Origin of the sequence: Pseudomonas sp. E6002, from assembly GCF_013385565.1 — a bacterium.
Taxonomy (GTDB): domain Bacteria; phylum Pseudomonadota; class Gammaproteobacteria; order Pseudomonadales; family Pseudomonadaceae; genus Aquipseudomonas.
On sequence record NZ_JACAPT010000036.1, the window covers coordinates 55,817 to 71,552 of the forward strand.

The 15,736-nt window shown below is 62.0% G+C and carries 15 protein-coding genes; 3 read left to right on the top strand and 12 right to left on the bottom strand.

The window, feature by feature from the left end; genetic code table 11:
• Window positions 1–82: 82 nt before the first annotated feature.
• The 3 genes from HX815_RS26505 to HX815_RS26515 are packed head-to-tail and all read right to left on the bottom strand — an operon-like array spanning window position 83 to window position 4,186.
• Complete coding sequence (locus HX815_RS26505) at window positions 83–1,504, bottom strand: efflux transporter outer membrane subunit (RefSeq protein ID WP_177029147.1); 1,422 nt, start codon at window positions 1,502–1,504, stop codon at window positions 83–85.
• Window positions 1,501–3,081: a DHA2 family efflux MFS transporter permease subunit gene (locus HX815_RS26510; RefSeq protein ID WP_003215162.1), complete on the bottom strand. Its 1,581-nt coding sequence runs from the start codon at window positions 3,079–3,081 to the stop codon at window positions 1,501–1,503. Before HX815_RS26510 ends, HX815_RS26505 begins: the two co-directional genes overlap by 4 nt.
• Window positions 3,074–4,186, bottom strand: coding sequence for an HlyD family secretion protein (locus HX815_RS26515; RefSeq protein ID WP_008436342.1), 1,113 nt, complete (start codon window positions 4,184–4,186; stop codon window positions 3,074–3,076). The genes HX815_RS26510 and HX815_RS26515 overlap by 8 nt, the downstream gene beginning before the upstream one ends.
• Window positions 4,187–4,285: 99 nt before the next feature.
• Here HX815_RS26515 and HX815_RS26520 point away from each other — a divergent pair, with 99 nt between their 5' ends.
• Window positions 4,286–4,990, top strand: a complete 705-nt coding sequence (locus tag HX815_RS26520) for a CerR family C-terminal domain-containing protein (protein WP_177009446.1) — start codon at window positions 4,286–4,288, stop codon at window positions 4,988–4,990.
• 2 nt (window positions 4,991–4,992) lie between these two features.
• Here the strand turns inward: HX815_RS26520 and HX815_RS26525 are convergent, their stop codons facing one another.
• From HX815_RS26525 to HX815_RS26535, 3 genes are all read right to left on the bottom strand, one after another.
• On the bottom strand, window positions 4,993–5,613 hold the full coding sequence (locus tag HX815_RS26525) for a LysE family translocator (RefSeq protein WP_008436344.1): 621 nt from the start codon (window positions 5,611–5,613) through the stop codon (window positions 4,993–4,995).
• 16 nt (window positions 5,614–5,629) lie between these two features.
• Window positions 5,630–5,806 (bottom strand): hypothetical protein, encoded by a 177-nt coding sequence (locus HX815_RS26530; RefSeq protein WP_003215170.1) that lies wholly within the window; start codon window positions 5,804–5,806, stop codon window positions 5,630–5,632.
• 122 nt (window positions 5,807–5,928) lie between these two features.
• On the bottom strand, window positions 5,929–7,560 hold the full coding sequence (locus HX815_RS26535) for a sensor domain-containing diguanylate cyclase (RefSeq protein WP_177029148.1): 1,632 nt from the start codon (window positions 7,558–7,560) through the stop codon (window positions 5,929–5,931).
• A gap of 153 nt (window positions 7,561–7,713) precedes the next feature.
• On the opposite strand from HX815_RS26535, the gene HX815_RS26540 reads away from it, so the two are divergent.
• Window positions 7,714–8,751 carry an alpha/beta fold hydrolase gene (locus tag HX815_RS26540; protein WP_177029149.1) on the top strand — a complete coding sequence of 346 codons (1,038 nt, stop codon included), beginning with the start codon at window positions 7,714–7,716 and terminating at the stop codon, window positions 8,749–8,751.
• A 3-nt stretch (window positions 8,752–8,754) separates the two neighbouring features.
• On the opposite strand, the gene HX815_RS26545 is transcribed toward HX815_RS26540, so the two are convergent.
• The 6 genes from HX815_RS26545 to HX815_RS26570 form a co-directional block, all read right to left on the bottom strand.
• Entirely contained in the window at window positions 8,755–10,098 is a 1,344-nt protein-coding gene (locus HX815_RS26545) for an APC family permease (protein WP_177029150.1), read from the bottom strand.
• A 133-nt stretch (window positions 10,099–10,231) separates the two neighbouring features.
• Window positions 10,232–10,984, bottom strand: a complete 753-nt coding sequence (locus HX815_RS26550) for an N-formylglutamate amidohydrolase (protein WP_003215178.1) — start codon at window positions 10,982–10,984, stop codon at window positions 10,232–10,234.
• A complete protein-coding gene (locus tag HX815_RS26555) occupies window positions 10,968–12,302 on the bottom strand; it encodes a glutamine synthetase family protein (RefSeq protein WP_338739499.1) in 1,335 nt (444 codons plus the stop codon). The genes HX815_RS26550 and HX815_RS26555 overlap by 17 nt, the downstream gene beginning before the upstream one ends.
• Entirely contained in the window at window positions 12,299–12,943 is a 645-nt protein-coding gene (locus HX815_RS26560; RefSeq protein ID WP_003215182.1) for an isochorismatase family cysteine hydrolase, read from the bottom strand. Before HX815_RS26560 ends, HX815_RS26555 begins: the two co-directional genes overlap by 4 nt.
• Window positions 12,944–12,945: 2 nt before the next feature.
• Entirely contained in the window at window positions 12,946–13,800 is an 855-nt protein-coding gene (locus tag HX815_RS26565) for a MurR/RpiR family transcriptional regulator (protein ID WP_003215184.1), read from the bottom strand.
• Window positions 13,801–14,027: 227 nt separating this feature from the next.
• The gene (locus tag HX815_RS26570; RefSeq protein ID WP_008436349.1) at window positions 14,028–14,528 is read right to left on the bottom strand and encodes an Lrp/AsnC family transcriptional regulator; all 501 of its coding nucleotides are present in this window, start codon (window positions 14,526–14,528) and stop codon (window positions 14,028–14,030) included.
• Between the two features lie 118 nt (window positions 14,529–14,646).
• Between HX815_RS26570 and HX815_RS26575 the strand changes: the two genes are divergently transcribed.
• Entirely contained in the window at window positions 14,647–15,681 is a 1,035-nt protein-coding gene (locus tag HX815_RS26575) for a histone deacetylase family protein (protein WP_177029151.1), read from the top strand.
• Window positions 15,682–15,736 lie beyond the last annotated feature (55 nt).

Sequence of the window (15,736 nt, forward strand, 5' to 3'; positions counted from 1 at the left end):
GTCCCTCTTTTTTGGGGCCGCTGCGCAGCCCAACGGGGGACAAGCCCCCTCGCCACAGGTCAGTGGTCACTCGGGTTATTTGTCACAACGTCCATCCCAACCCCAGCGCCTTGTGCAACGACGCAAAGTCCTTGAGCAACAGCGCATCCCCGGAAATCCGGCTTTCCTGCGCCTGGTACCGCGTACGTTCCGCGTCCAGCCAATCCAGCGTGCTCGCCGTACCTGCCTTATAACGCTGGCGCGTCAGGTCCGCAGCCCGTACCGCCGAAGACTCCACATTACGCAGCAGCACCACGTTCTGCCGCTGGTTGCCATACCGGGACAACGCCACATCCGCATCACGCAACGCACTCAACACCACACTTTTGTAATGGGCCAGGGCCTCGTCGCGCCCGGCTTCCGCACCTTTGACACTGGCCGCCACCCGGCCGAAATCCAATGCGTTCCAGGTCAGCCGCGGCAACAGCAGCCAGGTGCCGCTGTCCTTGCGCGCCAGGTGCCCGGGATCGGCCGCCGAGAACGACAAGTCGCCCATCAGGCTGAGCTTGGGAAACCAGTCGGCGGTTTTCTCGCCGATCTGCGCGTTGCTGGAAGCCAGTTGGCGCTCGGCCACCCGGATATCCGGGCGTGCTTTCAGGATCGCCGCCGGGTCGGCAAAGGGTACCTGGCTAGGGATAGCGGGCAGGGCGCGGGGAGTGTTGAGGCTCGCGTCCAGCTCGCCCGGTTCCAGTCCGCAGAGCAGGTTCAACTGGTCAATCGCCTCGACGATTGACGCTTGCAGCGGCAGGCGTTGGGCCCGGGTGTTTTCGGCCTGTGTCAGGACCTGCTCCAGCTGTAACTGCGAGGCCACGCCACGGCTGCGTCGCTGCTGGGTCAGGTCCAGCGCCTGTTCCTCAATCTCGACACTGGCGTCCACCAGTGCCAGTCGCGCCTGCTGGTCACGCACGTCGGCATAGGTCTGCACCACCTCGGCTGCCAGTTGCACCTGGGCATCGGCCAGTTGCGCCTGCGAGGCGTCGTTTTCCGCCTGGGCCGCCTCGATTGCACGCCGGGTGCCGCCGAACAGGTCGGCCTCCCAACTGGCATCAAAGCCGGCGAGGTAAAGGCTCAATGGCCCGCGACCACCGCCACTGCTGCCACCCAGCGCCGAGGTGTCGGGGGAGCGCAGCTTCAGCATCGCTGCATCGCCGGTGATCTTGGGCAGGGCGTTGGCGTTGGCGCCACTCAGGCTGGCTCGCGATTGCTTGAGGCGCGCCTGGGCGGTCGCCATGTCCGGACTGTTTTGCAGGGCCTGGGCCACCAATTGGTTGAGCTGCGGATCGCCCAGGGCTTGCCACCACTGGGCGACCGCGGGTGTGCGCGGCAGGCCTATGTCGGCGTGGGGCAAGCGTCCGGCCGCGAGGGTCTTTGGTGAGGCATCCGGCGCACCCTGGTAGTCCGGCCCCACGGTACACGCCGTCAGCAGGCCGACGGTGAAGAGCAAGGGAAGTGAGCGATAAATCATGTTCGTTGGCCTGCCTGCGCCGCGCGCTTTTTCAGGATGAAGATCAGGGGAAGGCACGCCAGCATGGCGAGTCCCAGCACGTAGAACGCGTCGTTGTAGGCCATCACCGCCGCTTGTTGGGCGATGTCGTTGGCCAGATGACTGAGGGCCTGCAGCGAGGCGGTGGACGGGTCGCCGGTTTGCGCCAGGTAGCTGGCGGTATCGCTCGCCATTTGATCCTGGGTCAACTGGGTGTTGGCCTGGATGCCTTCGCGCAACATGTCGTCGTGGAAGTGGCTGCGCCGGTCCATCAGTACGCCGAGCAGCGCAAGCCCCAAGGTACCGCCGAGGTTGCGTGACATGTTGTAGAGCCCGGCCGCGTCACCCGCATCGCGGGTTTCCACCGAGCGCATCGACAGTTGGCTGAGGGGCATCATCACCAGGATCTGCCCGAAGCCCCGCAGGATCTGCGACCAGTAGAAATCATGGCCGACACTCTGGGCGGTGAGCTGGGTGTCGAGAAAACAGCTGGCCCAGTACATCAACAAACCCACGCCGACCATCATCCGCAGGTCCAGGCGGCCAAGCATTCGCGGCAGGATCGGCATCAGCAGGAACGCCGGGATCCCCGACAGCAACATGATCGAACCCGACTGTTGCGCGTTATAGCCCGACAGGATGCCGAGGAACTGCGGCACCAGGTACGCCGTGCCATACAGCCCGGCGCCGACCGCCGTGGCGATCAGCAGCACGCTGCCAAAGCTGCGGTTGAGCACCAGTTGCAGGCGCAGGATCGGCGTACTCGAGCGGACTTGCCCGACGGCAATCAGGAAGAAGCCGATCACCATCGTGATGCTCAACCAGATGATCAACTGCGAGTCGAACCAGTGTTCGCGCTGGCCTTCTTCCAGCACCACGGTGAGCGAACTCAGGCCCATGGCCAGGCCAATGATGCCCAGCCAGTCGGCCTTGATGAATTGCTGGAGGTTCATGCGGTCGCTGGGCAGGCCGGTGATCAGCAAGGTGATCAAGGTAATGCTGACGGGCAAGTTGATGAAGAAGCACCAGCGCCAGTTGATATTTTCCGTGAGCCAGCCGCCAATCACCGGGCCCAGCAGCGGGCCGAGGATCACCGTCATGCCGAACATCGTGGTGCCGATTGCCAACTGATGGGCAGGCAGGCGGGTGCGTACGATGGTCTGTGCGGTCGGGATCATCGCGCCGCCGGCAAAACCCTGGCCGATACGCCCGGCGATCATCGCGCCGAGGCTGGAAGACAACCCGCAGAACATCGAGAAAAACGTGAACATCAACGCGGTGCCGATCAGGAACCGGCGCAGGCCGAATACCCGGGTCAGCCAGGCGGCGAGGGGAATCATGACGATTTCCGACATCAGGTAACCGGTGGCGATCCACGTGCCTTCGGTACCGGTCGCGCCGATCTGGCCCTGGATCTGCGGCAGCGCCGAGTTGGTGATCGAGATGTCCAGGGTCGCCAGCAAGGCGCCCAGCGAGCCGGCGGCGACTGCGATCCAGTCGGTCAGCGAAGCGTTGCGCGGTTTGTCCGCGGGCACTTCGGTCAAGATGGCTTCAGCCATGGTTGGCGTCTGCCTTGTGGGTGCGGGTGTCGACTTCCACGGTGGCGGACAAGCCGGGCACCAGTGCCTGGCGCACGTCGTCATCCGGTACATCCAGGGAAATCCGCACCGGCACCCGCTGCACGATCTTGGTGAAGTTGCCGGTGGCGTTGGACGGCGGCAGCAACGCGAACTGTGCGCCGGTGCCTGGGGACAGGCTGTCGATATGGCCCTGAATATCATGGCCTGGCAGTGCGTCCACATGCACGGTGACGGTCTGCCCGGCGCGCATCTCGCCGATCTGCGTTTCCTTGTAGTTGGCGGTCAGGTAGATCGCGCTCACCGGCACCACGGTCAACAAGCGTGTGCCCGGCTGCACGTATTGGCCGACGCGTACACCGCGATCAGCGACGCGGCCATCGAGCGGGCTGCGAATCACCGCGTCGTCCACATCCAGCTGGCTCTGGGCTTCGCTGGCCTTGGCCACGCCGAGTTGCGCCTGGGCTTGCTTGAGTTGGGCTTCGAGGGTGCCGTAGCGGGTCTGGCTGGAGCGCAACGCGGCCTGCTTGGCGGCCACGGTGCTGCGGGCCTGGGCGAGCTGGTTGTTGAGCTGCGCCAGGCGTTCTTCCGGCTCGGCCCCGGAACGCGCCAGCGGCGCATAACGTGCGACTTCGGTTTGCGCGTGCTGGGCGTCGGCCTGGGCGCCTTGCAGTTGGGCGCGGGCTTCGGCGATGGTCGAGTCCTGTTGCACGAGGTCGGCCTGGGCCTTGGCAAAGTCGGCCTCGCGGGCCGCAATCGTCGCCGAGGCTTCGTCACTGACTGCCTGGTATTTGCGCGCATCCAGGCGCACCAGCACGTCGCCACGCTTCACGTTCTGGTTGTCGGCCACCAGCACCTCGGCGACGTAGCCGTTGATTTTCGGCGCCACGCTGATGCTGTCGGCTTGCAGATAGGCGTCGTCGGTGGTCTCGATAAAGCGCCCGGTGAGCCACCACCAGGCGCCCCACGCCAGCCCGGCCAACAGCGCCACGCCGGCGAGTGACAGTAGAATCCGTCGGGCTTTGCCACGTTGGCCGTTGACGGTGGTTTCAGGAATGACCTGAGGAGAGGGAGGTGCAGCGGACATCAAGTCACTCCAGTTTTATATCAGTTGGAATAAATTCGTTTTTTCGCGAATTTTTGTCAACTGGTATATTTTGGTTACGTTAAAAAAATGGAGTGGCACATGGCACGACACAAACCGGCCGCCGAAGGGGGTTATCAGCGGGGTGAAGAAACCCGCGCACGCATTATCGAGGCGGCTGTCGAGGTATTTGGCGAGCGTGGCTACGACGGCGCGTCCACGCGAGACATCGCGAATGCTGCCGGCGTCAATGCGCCCGCGATCCAGTACTACTTCGATGGCAAGGAAGGCGTGTATCTGGAATGCGTCGAGCACTTGATCACGCTGTTGTGGCAAAAGATGGCGCCTACCGTTGAAGCCGCAGAAGGTGCGCTGGCCGATCCCGGGGTCGACGATCAGAGGTTGATCGACGCCTCACTGGGCATTCTCGGCGCGGTGGTTTCAACGATCCAGGACAGTCCCCAGACCACCGCGTGGCGAGCGTTTCTTGATCGCCATCAAGCCGGGCTCTGCCCTGAAAGCGCGACCATGGCGTTCGAGGAACGCTTCAAGGCGCGCATCGCCAACGTGATCCGCCTGCTGATCGCGCGCGTTGCCGGCCTTGCCGTTGACGACGAGCGCACGGTGATCCACTCAATGGCGCTGTTCACCCAGGGCCTGGCGTTTCGGGTGCAGAAACCCAAGCTGCTCTCCGCCTTGAACTGGACCGAAGTGAGCCAGAAGGAAATGGAACTGGTGCGGGATGTGGTGCTGATGCAGGCGCGGTTTACCCTGGAAGGCCTGGTACGGCATCGGGACCGGCGCTGACTTCAGCGCTTGCTGAAGGCCAGCCGGGCCGCGAACAGCACGAATATCATGCCGGTGGTGCGGTCCATCCACTTGATCACCTTTTCACGCCGCAGCACACCGGCCAATGGCTGCGTGGCACCGATCAGTATCAGTGCCCAGGCCAGGCTGATCACCACGTGGATGCTCACCAGCCCGAACGTCCACGCCACCAGCGGATGCCCCTGGGGAATGAACTGCGGCAGGAAAGACACGTAGAAAATCCCGATCTTGGGGTTGAGCACGTTGCCCATCATGCCTTTCAGGAACCAGTTGGCACCGGGTTTTCCATCGGCCTCGACGGACGCCAGCGAACTGCGCGGGCGCACCAGCATGTTCAAGCCCAGCCACGCCAGGTAAGCCGCGCCGCAGTACTTCAAGACGTTGAAGGCCACCTCGGACACGGCAATCAACGCGCCCAGCCCAAAGGCCACCGCTGCACCCCACAGCAGGCAGCCGGCATTGATGCCCAGGGTGGCGCGCAAGGCTTGTTGCTTGCCCTCCACCGTTGCAGTGCGCAATACCAGGGCCGTGTCCAGTCCGGGCGTCAACGTGAGCAACGTGGCGGCGAAGGTGAAGGCGAGCAGGTTGTCGGTGATGGACATGGATATTTACCTGAAATCAGAAACTCTCAAGACTGGCGTTGATACCGGCGAAACGCGCCAGCTCGATGGTTGCCGCGACCTGTTCAGCATCGATGATAAAGCCCTGGAAATCGTCATCTCCCGAGTCCAGATGAACGTAACGCTTGCCGAACCGAACCAGCCATTGGTCGAAACGGTCCAGCACCTCAGCCATTGATGACCTGCATACGTTGTATTCATCGTTCGTGGGGCAGATTACGGTCATGGGCGCGCGGCTGTCGATATTTAATCAAGAGCGTTGTGGCTTTCTGGAAAGGCTCATGACGCACTACACCGTCACGCCACGCGATTGCGCCCCGACGACTTGGCCCGATACAACTGCTGATCCGCACGCTTGATCAGCACTGTGGTGTCGCTGTCCGACGCTTCAACGAGCCCGACGCCAATACTCACCGTGACCTGCCCAACGGTCTCGAAATGCGCTCCGGCAATTGCCGCGCGAATCTTCTCGGCCACCACGTCCGGGCTGTCCGGCGCTTCGACTTCCGGCAACAGCACCGCAAACTCTTCACCGCCGTAACGGGCGACGAAGTCGGTGGCGCGGGTGGCGTCCTGAATCAGCTGCGCGAGCTGGCGCAGTACATCGTCCCCGACGGCATGCCCATGGGTATCGTTGATCCGCTTGAAATGATCAACGTCGATCAGCAGCAAGGCAAATGCGCGCCCGCTGCGCTGGAACAGCAGGCTGTACTCCGCCAGTTTTTCATCGAAGCGCCGACGGTTGTAGACGCCTGTGAGGGCGTCATGGCTGGCGAGGTTCAACAGCTCGGCATTGGCCTGGGTGAGGGCGGCAGTGCGCTGGGCGACGGTGGCTTCCAGGGACGCATTGGTGTCCTGCAGCTCGCGCTCCTTGCCAAGCAGCGATTGGGTCATGCCCTTGATGGAGCGCCCGAGCTGGGCGATTTCCAGTACGAAATGGTCTTGAGGGAAATACGCGCCAGGCTGTTGGTTTTGGACCTGCTTGGCTGAACGCGCGAGTTCTTCGATGGGCCGGCTGAGGTACGACGCCAGGTAATACGCCACGAAGCCGAAAATCACCGCGGCAATGACGCCCAACAGCAGCAGTTTGTAGAGCAATACGCGGGCAGGGTGCAGGGCGATTTCCAGCGGCTGGCGCATCACGATGTACCAGGTCAGGCTGGAATTCGACGGGCTGGGCACCGCCACGGCGCTGGTCACGTAGCCGTTGTCGACCGACCAGCCGGTGTCATTGGCCAGGCGGTCCTGGGGCAGTTGCTGGCCGGCCAGTTGTTCCGGGTAGAGCACCTTGCCGTCGTTGTCGATGATCAGCGCCTCGATGTCCGGCGTATTGCCTTTGGCCGCTTCGACAATTTGTGTCACCCACGTCCAATGGGCGTGAGCCCCCAGTACGCCGATCACCTGGCCCCCGGCATTGCGAATCGGTGCGGCAAAGTCGATGAAGCGCCAGGGCTCACCGTTGGAGCCCGGCAGCAGCTTGGCAAGCAGTACCGCCTCGTGGGGATCGCCGGTGTAGTTGCCCTGCAAACCGGCCTGGAACCAGGGCCGTGCCGTTACGGATTGGTCGACCAGCAGCCCATTCACCGCCTGGCGCACACGCCCGTCGGTGTCGGCGACGCCCATCCACGCGTACTCGGCGCGGGACTGGGTGCGTTGTTCCATGGAGGTCAGTATGTCCGGATCGTCCAGGTTGCCCCGTCTGAACAGCGGTGCGCGGCTGAGCAGCGACACTTCGAGCTGGCGTTCACGCAGCTGCACCGCCAATAGCGCGGCGGTGGAGCGGGCAGTGCTCAACAAGGCATTGCCACTGGCCAGTTTCAGTTGCTCGGTAGCGATGTGCCCAACGTAGAACCCTACGCTCACCAGGGTGAGCAGCGACAAACCGGCAAACCAGAGGGTCAGGTGACTACGCAGGCTGGCTTTGATCATTGGGGGCTATCTGAAAGGAGTGTGACTACATGGTAGTCGTACCATTCGGATAGTTGCCATAGCCTGATGATTTATACGCGCATTGATTTCCCACCTGCTTTCCCATGACGGCCATGCCAGAATATGGCGCTTAGCCACTTAGGGAACTCAAGGATGAAAACGCTGTGTGCTGCGCTGTTGTTGACGGTTGTAACCGGTCTGGCCCAGGCCAATGAGGTTCGGATCGGCTTCCAGGAAATAGTGATTCCCGACGCGGAGCACGGCAGGCCGTTGCAGGTGGCGGTGTGGTACCCGACCCATGCTTCCGGCACACCAGAACTGATTGCTGACAATCCGGTGTTTGTCGGCGCGCCGGCCTTGAAGGACGCCGCACCGGCCGCCGGCGAGCATCCGTTGGTGGTGATCTCCCACGGCATCTTCGGCAACTGGATCAACCAGTCCTGGCTCGCCAGTGCGTTGGCCGGGCAGGGTTATATCGTCGCCTCGCCCAACCACCCCGGCACCACCAGCAAGGACCGCACACAGCCGGCCGCTTCCGAGCTGTGGAAACGGCCCCTCGATATCCATCGGGTGATTGATGCCGTGATTGCCCAGCCGAAACGCTTCGGCGCGGTGGCCCAACGCAAGATCGCCGTCGTCGGCCACTCCCTCGGTGGCTGGACCGCACTCGAAGTCGGCGGTGCCCGCTTTGATCCGCAGCGCTTTACCGAGGACTGCAAGTTGCATCCGGAAATTGCCCCTTGCAAGGCCTACGAACAACTTGAGGTTGGTCGCACCGAGCAGGCGAGGCAGCGACTGGCCGGTGACTTGAGCGACCCGCGCGTGGCGGCCATTGTTTCCCTGGACCTGGGATTCGCCCGCGGCTTCAGCGATGCCAGCCTCGCGGCGCTGAACCGCCCCACGCTGGTGATTGCGGCGGGCACGCCATCGCCGGAATTGCCCGCCGCACTCGAGTCGGCCGACTTGGCCAAGCGCCTGCCGCAGAAGACTTCGCGCTACGTGGAAATCAGCGACGCCACGCACTTCAGCTTCCTGCCCATCTGCAAGCCGGGCGCGGTGGAGCGGATTGAACAGAGCGACCCCGGCGAAGGCTTCATTTGCCTGGATGCCAAGGGTGCTCGTCCCAAGCCGCAGATCCAGCAGCAGGTACTCAGCTTGATCAGTGAGTTTCTGCAGCAGTCACTGCACTAGCCGTCAGATGTCCTTGGACAGCACCAGGCTCGCGCCCTTGCGGCTGAGGAACCACAGGTAGACCAGCCCGATCACGACCCAGCCAATCCCGAGCTTCTGTGCCTGCAGTCCCATGTTGAACATGATCGCGAAGGTGATCACAAAGCCCAGCACCGGCGTGATCAGGTGCCGCCACACATTGCGCGACTGCATGCGCCGCCAGTAGTAGTTGATCACGGTGATGTGCAGGATCATGAAGCCGCTCAGGGCGCCGAAATTCACCAGTGAGGTGAGGGTGTCCACGGTGTCGATGAAGAAGTAGCAGATGACCAGCGACAGCACGCCCACCAGGTAAATGCTCAGGTATGGCGTGCTGTATTTCGGATGGACCCTGGCCAGGATTCCCGGAAGCTTGCCATCCCGGGCCATGCCGAACAGCAGTCGCGACACTGCTGCCTGCGAGGTGATGGACACCGCCACACCCCACGCCAACGCCGTGGCAATCGCCGTCAGCGAAGCCAGCCAGCTGCCGCCGGCAATGGCTGCAATTTCGTAAAAAGCCGAGTCGGCGGACGTGAAGCCCATGCCTGCCGCAAGGTCGGTTGCCAGCCAGGTTTGCGCCACGAAAATCGCGCCCATTACCAGCAAACTGATCAGCGCGGCCCGGCCCACACTGCGCCCGGCATCGCCTCTGGTTTCTTCCGCCAGGGTGGAAATCGCGTCAAAGCCCAGGAACGACAGCACCGCGATTGAAACGCCCTGCATCAGCAACCCAAAGTTGAATCCTGTGGGGTTGTACAGCGGCGCCAGCGTCAGGTGGCCGTTGCCGGCACCCCCGTGCAGAGCCTTCCAGGCACACACTAGGAAAATCCCCAGCACCACCAGTTGCGCCAGCAGGAACACGATGTTCATGCGCGCGGTAAACGTCATACCGCGCAGGTTGACCAGGGTGGCACTGACCAGGAACGCCAGGATAAATGCGGTCTTCGGAATCTCGGGGTACAAGTGGTTCAGCGCAATCGCGGCATAGATATACAGTAACGGCGGGATCAGCAGGTAATCGAGCAACAGCAGCCAACCGGCAATAAACCCGACACCTGGATTCAGCCCGCGCTGGGCGTAGGAATACACCGAGCCGGCAATCGGGAACGCCCGCGCCATGCTGCCGTAGCTCAACGCGGTAAACAGCATTGCCACCATGCCGACGATATAGGCCAGCGGTACCATGCCGGGCGCTTCGCTGTTCACATAGCCATACACGCCAAAGGGCGCGATGGGGATCATGAAGATCATCCCGTAGATCACCAGGTCCGTAAGGGACAGGCTGCGCTTCAGTTCTTGTTTATAGCCAAACTCTTCAATTGCCATGATGGGGTACTTCCGTATGAAGTAAGGCGAATGCGCAGCCGCCAAAGCGGCCGAACATGTTCTTGAACCCGGCAGGTTAAAAGACGCCCAGGCGGTTTTTTTATAGTTGTAAGACCGGTCCAGCCAACAGCAGCTACAGCAGTGGAGCCAGATAGTCCGCCCATGACTGCAGCGCATGGGGCGTTCGCAGCAGGTCGTTCCTGACCTCCAGCAGCACGGCCTCAATGCCGCGCTGATCACCGTGGAACGGCACGGTCATGTCACCGAGCACATCCACTTCGTAAGGCTGGTTGGCGGCAACGTTCAAGCCCTGGGCGGCCAACCCTTGCAGAATCCCTTCGGCATAGGCGGCGGCGCCGGCAAACAACACGCCGGCCTCGAGCGGGCGGGGTTGGCCGTGGTAAATCGGGGTGAAGCTGTGGACGGCCACGATGCGCACTTCGCGACCTTGCGCCAGTCGCGCATCGATCAGGGCGCTCAAGCGCTGGTGAAAGGGTGTGAACAAGCGCTCCTGGCGATACTGGCGAACGATGTCAGGAAGTTCCCGGTTGCCTGGCACGTCGTAGATTTCGCTGCGTGGCGGAATGCTGTCGGGGGCTTCCAGCGGGCGATTGAGGTCGATCAGCAAGCGCGAATAGGCGGCCGAGATCAACGTGGCATCCAGGGCCCTCGAGAGTCGTTCCGCCAGTTTCAGCGCACCGATGTCCCAGGCGATATGCTCCTTTGCCGCTTCATCGTTCAGGCCCAGGGCGTTCAGTTCCGTGGGGATGTAGGAACTGGCATGTTCGCAAACCAGAATCACCGGGTGCTCGGACTCTTGCCGGCTGACCCGGTATACCGGTTTCTTGAACAGGCCGTGTTCGGGGGAATCAGTAAAGGCGGGCATAGTGATCACAGAGTTCGGCAGGCGTCAGTTTCTCGGTGGATTTGAGCTCTTCGGCTTTCAGGGCGAAGTAGGCATCCATCAGCAGTGGCGGCAATTGGTCCAGCAACTGCGGGTTGTTGCGCAGGCTGGCGAGGGCGTCTTCTAGGGTGTCGGGCAGGGCGAGGATATGCCGCGCCTGGCGTTGTTCATCGCTCATGGACTCCGGGTCTTCATCGGAGGAACTGTCCAGCGTGAGCTTTTGCTGGAGGCCCAGGCGGCCGGCAATCAGCACGGCGGCCATGCTCAGGTGCGGTGAGGCGGTTGCGTCCAGCGGGCGGAACTCCAGGTTGTATTGCCTGGCCGGGGACTTGCCGCCGATGGTGATGGTCGGGCAAATCCGCAGTGACGCTTCGCGATTGCGCTGGCCCAGGTTGGCGTAGGACGCACTCCAGTGATGAGGCTTCAAGCGCAGGTAGGAAATCGGCGTGGGCGCGCTGAAGGCGCATAACGCGGGCAGGAATTTCAACACGCCCGCCGCCCACTGCCGGCCTTTTTCGGACAGCCCGTTGCTGCTTTGCGCGTCGTACATCACCGCGTTTCCGGCTGGATCCTGCAAGCTGATATGCAGGTGCACGCCGTTGCTCACGCCATCGGCTTCGAGCTTGGGCGAGAAGCTGATATCCAGGCCCATCTGGCGCGCGATTTCACGGGTGATCTCCCGCACATTCACCGCGCGATCGGCTGCGGCCACACCTTGAGTGGGACGGCAGGTGACTTCGTATTGCGCCTTGCCATACTCCGGCAAAAACATCTCCGGTTCGACGCCGGCCGCCTTCAGCGCGCTCAACAGCCAGCCGCCGAAAGACGCGGCGTGATGCTGGGCGGAAAGCGAGAAGGCATGGTGAGCGTTGTCAGGGGCCTTGTAGCCGAGGTTGAACTCATGTTCGAACGCGGCAGTCACCTCAAGCCCCAGCTCGTCGCGATAACGCTGGATCTCGTTGCGCAACATCGTGCGCGGGCAGGCCGCCCAGGGCTGGCCGTCGGTTTCGCAGATATCGGCGTGGATAAAATCCAGGCCCGGCGCATTGGCGTCCGGGCCGTTGGGCACCTGCACGCGGGTATTCATGTCCGGGATCAGGCGCAAATCGCCGCAGGAGCCCCAGGGATTATTCTCCGCCACCCGGTCCTGAGGCGTCAGCGCACTGTTGGCCGGCACCCAACCCACACCGGCTTGCTGATAACTCTCAAGCTCGTCCGTGGGAAACGAACGTCCGCGAGTCACACCAATCAGGTCGGTGGTGACGATAGTGGTCATTGCCGTTGGCTGGATCAGGCTCACGGGCGCAACTCCTGCAAACGGTTGATCACGGTTTGGGTGTCGGTGATCCAGCAATAACCCTTGATCGCCTCGAGGCACGCGTGATGCCGTTCGAAGGTGTAAGTGGCGCAGGCATCTTCGATCAGGGTCACCAGATAGCCACGGTCTGCGGCGTCACGCACGGCCATGTCGACGCACTGGTCGGTAACGATGCCGGCGATGATCAGGTGCCGGGTTTCCAGATTGCGCAGCACGTAATCGATGTTGGTGGAGTTGAAGACCCCGGACGACGTCTTGGGCAGCACGATTTCATTTTCAATGGGCGTCAACTCGTCAATCACGCCGGCCTGGTAGCTGCCCTTGGGCAAATGCATGTCCGACAGCTTGTGATCCAGCGAGCGATCGCGGCCATCCGCCGTGAGGCTTTCGATGATGGTGTGCAGCACGTTTTGCCGGGCTTCGCGCACCGCATTCAACAGCCGGACTTGATTGGGGATCACCGTTTCCCGAGCACGACCCAGGAAATATGCTGCGTGCGGGCCCTGCAAATGCGGGTCGAGTGCCGGGTCGAGCCAGGCACGTTGCATGTCCACCAGCAGCAAGGCGGTGTTGCCCGCGGTGAACGGAAGATCGCGGGGCGAATGATGGGGGAGCGTGAACATTGTTATTTTTCCTCCAAAAGGTGAGCGGCGAATTCCGTGCGAAGGGCATCGATCCCTTCCAGGCGGGCATCCAGGCCATTGCTGTGTTGTGTGAGGGTGGCGATCAGGGCTTCTACCTGCGCGAGGGCGGGCACCATCGTGTCAAAGGCCGACACCGATTCCACTGGGGAGCTGATGATCAAGTCGGCCAATTCCCGCAGCGGCGAGGCATAAATGTCGGTGAACAACACCACCCGCGCGCCCCGCGCCTTGGCGGCGGTTGCCACGCGCAAGGCCTGGGTCTGGTAGCGGCGGTAGTCGAACAGCAGCACCAGGTCCTGGCGCTGGATGTCATGGATTCGGTCGGGTAACTGGGCGTTGTCTTCCAGGGAATGACAGCCCGGACGCAACAGGCGCAAGTGATTCACCAGGTAGCCCGCGAGAAAACTGCTGAGCCGGCCGCCGAAGCAGAACACCTGGTGTTTGGTATCCAGCAGCCATTCGGTGAGTACGCGCACGTCTTCGGGTTGGGTCAGGGCCTGGGTTTCCTGAAGGGCGCGGTTGCAGTCGTGCAGGTAAGTGGCCCAGGCGTCATCCTGGGACGAGTGCGCCCGGGGTTGCAGCAGGGTGATTGGGGACCGCAGGCGGTGGTCCATTTCGCTGAGCAAGGCGTCCTGGAATTCGGCATAGCCACCGAAGCCGAGCTTCTTCACCAACCGCATGATGGTCGGGTCGCTGACCCCGGCGTGTTCGGCCAGGCGCGCCATGGAACCGAGGCCGCTGCGTGGATAGTGGTCGAGGAGGGCACGGATCACCTTGCGCTCGGAAGGCGTAGGGCTGAGTGCGGCGTCGGTGAGTTTGTCACGTAGGTTGGTCATATCTCGCCTTGTTGTTTTTGCTACGGCTTGGCGAGAATGAGTGTATTGGTAGTAAATGCTACATGTAAAGGCAGATTTCGGCTGTTTGTTGGAAACACTACAGGGATATGGCTTGACCTGTAGCGAGGGAGCTTGCTCCTGCCGGGGTGCTAAGCGCGTCCAAAGAAAGGACCGCTACGCAGTCCAACGGGAGCAAGCTCCCTCGCCACAATGGTATTTGCATCGGATCACTTCCCAACCCGCCCCGGAATGGCCACCCGACTTGTCGCCTTCACCTCCCGCAACGCCAGGCTCGACTGAATCGACGCAATCCCCAACTGCCGCCGCAACACGCTCTCCACAAAATCGCTGTACGCGTCCAGATCCTCCGCCAACACCTGCAACAGATAATCCGCATCCCCGGTGATCTTGTGGCAGGACTGCACCTGTGGCAGCTCCTTGATCACGGCCTCAAAGTCCTCTGGCGTATGGTCGGAATGCACGGCAAACCGCACATGCACAAACGCCATGATCTCCAGGCCCAGCATCTTGCGATCGAGGTTGGCCTGGTAGTCCTTGATCACGCCTTCTTCCTCCAGCCGCTTGCGCCGTCGCCAGCATGGAGTGAGGCTCAGTGACAGCCGCTCGCTGAGTTCGGCGTTGGAAATACTCGCGTCTTCCTGCAGCAAGGCGAGGATGGCGAGATCGGTGTCGTCAAGTGCGACCTGTCTGGTTTTATTTTTCTTCATGGCGGCTCTTTGGGGTAAAAAATCCCGATTACGCTAGCATCGGCGCACGTAAAAGCAAAGAAAGCCCACCGCAGCCAGAACAAAATAATCACCTGTCTTTCACGGGTGGATGTCTTTCATGTTGACTGTTTTCAGCGACTCTCATCGTTTGCACCATGGCACCGAACTCAAGGATGGCGTGCTCAAGCCGTCCTTCGAACAACCCAGCCGCGCCGACACGGTGCGTGATCGGGTCAAGCACGTTGGGCTGGGCGATATCATCGTGCCGCGCACGTTCGACCGGGCCTGTTACGTCAATGCCCACAGCGAACGCTACGTGTCCTTCCTGGAAACCGCCTGGGCCGAATGGACGGCGATTGGCCGTGCCCATGACGCCTTGCCGCTGGTGTGGCCGGTGCGGGACCTGGCCAATGAGCAGGTGCCGGAATTCATCGACGGCAAGCTCGGGTTTTTCGCGATGGATGCCGGTTCACCGATCACCAGCACCACCTGGGAAGCGGTGAAGACCAGCGCCGATATCGCACTCACCGGCCTGGCATTGATTGATGAAGGCCACAACAGCGCCTTCGCCCTGTGCCGTCCACCGGGCCACCATGCAGCGCGGGAATACATGGGCGGTTATTGCTACCTGAATAACGCGGCCATCGCAGCGCAGCAGGCGATCACTCAAGGCGCCAAGCGTGTTGCGGTGCTGGACGTGGATTTCCACCACGGCAACGGCACGCAGAACATTTTCTACGACCGTAGTGACGTGATGTTCGTCTCGCTGCATGGCGAACCGTCCGTGTCGTATCCCTACTATTCGGGCTTTGGTTCCGAGCGCGGCGCAGGGGCGGGCGAGGGCTTTAACCTCAACTACCCGCTGGCGAAAAACACCGGTTGGAGCACCTATAGAGATGCGCTGCTCGACGCCTGCATTCAACTGCGAAAGTTCTCGCCGGAAGTGTTGGTGATCTCCCTCGGCGTCGACACCTTCAAGGACGACCCCATCAGCCATTTCCTGCTGGAAAGCCGCGACTTCCTCGGCATCGGCGAGATCATCGCCAGCGTCGGCGTACCCACGCTGTTTGTGATGGAAGGCGGCTACATGGTCGATGAAATCGGCATCAACGCGGTCAACGTGCTGCACGGTTTCGAGAACAAACACGCCTGATCCCGATGCCATTCCAACAATAAACAACGCCTGACTTTTTTCTGCCAAAACTCAA

Bases quoted from the DNA above. Each gene is read 5' to 3' on its own strand.
- HX815_RS26545 (WP_177029150.1), bottom strand. From the start codon at position 10,098: ATGGCAATTGAAGAGTTTGGCTATAAACAAGAACTGAAGCGCAGCCTG.
- HX815_RS26525 (WP_008436344.1), bottom strand. From the start codon at position 5,613: ATGTCCATCACCGACAACCTGCTCGCCTTCACCTTCGCCGCCACGTTG.
- HX815_RS26505 (WP_177029147.1), bottom strand. From the start codon at position 1,504: ATGATTTATCGCTCACTTCCCTTGCTCTTCACCGTCGGCCTGCTGACG.
- HX815_RS26515 (WP_008436342.1), bottom strand. From the start codon at position 4,186: ATGTCCGCTGCACCTCCCTCTCCTCAGGTCATTCCTGAAACCACCGTC.
- HX815_RS26535 (WP_177029148.1), bottom strand. From the start codon at position 7,560: ATGATCAAAGCCAGCCTGCGTAGTCACCTGACCCTCTGGTTTGCCGGT.
- HX815_RS26560 (WP_003215182.1), bottom strand. From the start codon at position 12,943: ATGTTCACGCTCCCCCATCATTCGCCCCGCGATCTTCCGTTCACCGCG.
- HX815_RS26575 (WP_177029151.1), top strand. From the start codon at position 14,647: ATGTTGACTGTTTTCAGCGACTCTCATCGTTTGCACCATGGCACCGAA.
- HX815_RS26550 (WP_003215178.1), bottom strand. From the start codon at position 10,984: ATGCCCGCCTTTACTGATTCCCCCGAACACGGCCTGTTCAAGAAACCG.
- HX815_RS26530 (WP_003215170.1), bottom strand. From the start codon at position 5,806: ATGGCTGAGGTGCTGGACCGTTTCGACCAATGGCTGGTTCGGTTCGGC.
- HX815_RS26520 (WP_177009446.1), top strand. From the start codon at position 4,286: ATGGCACGACACAAACCGGCCGCCGAAGGGGGTTATCAGCGGGGTGAA.
- HX815_RS26540 (WP_177029149.1), top strand. From the start codon at position 7,714: ATGAAAACGCTGTGTGCTGCGCTGTTGTTGACGGTTGTAACCGGTCTG.
- HX815_RS26510 (WP_003215162.1), bottom strand. From the start codon at position 3,081: ATGGCTGAAGCCATCTTGACCGAAGTGCCCGCGGACAAACCGCGCAAC.
- HX815_RS26565 (WP_003215184.1), bottom strand. From the start codon at position 13,800: ATGACCAACCTACGTGACAAACTCACCGACGCCGCACTCAGCCCTACG.
- HX815_RS26570 (WP_008436349.1), bottom strand. From the start codon at position 14,528: ATGAAGAAAAATAAAACCAGACAGGTCGCACTTGACGACACCGATCTC.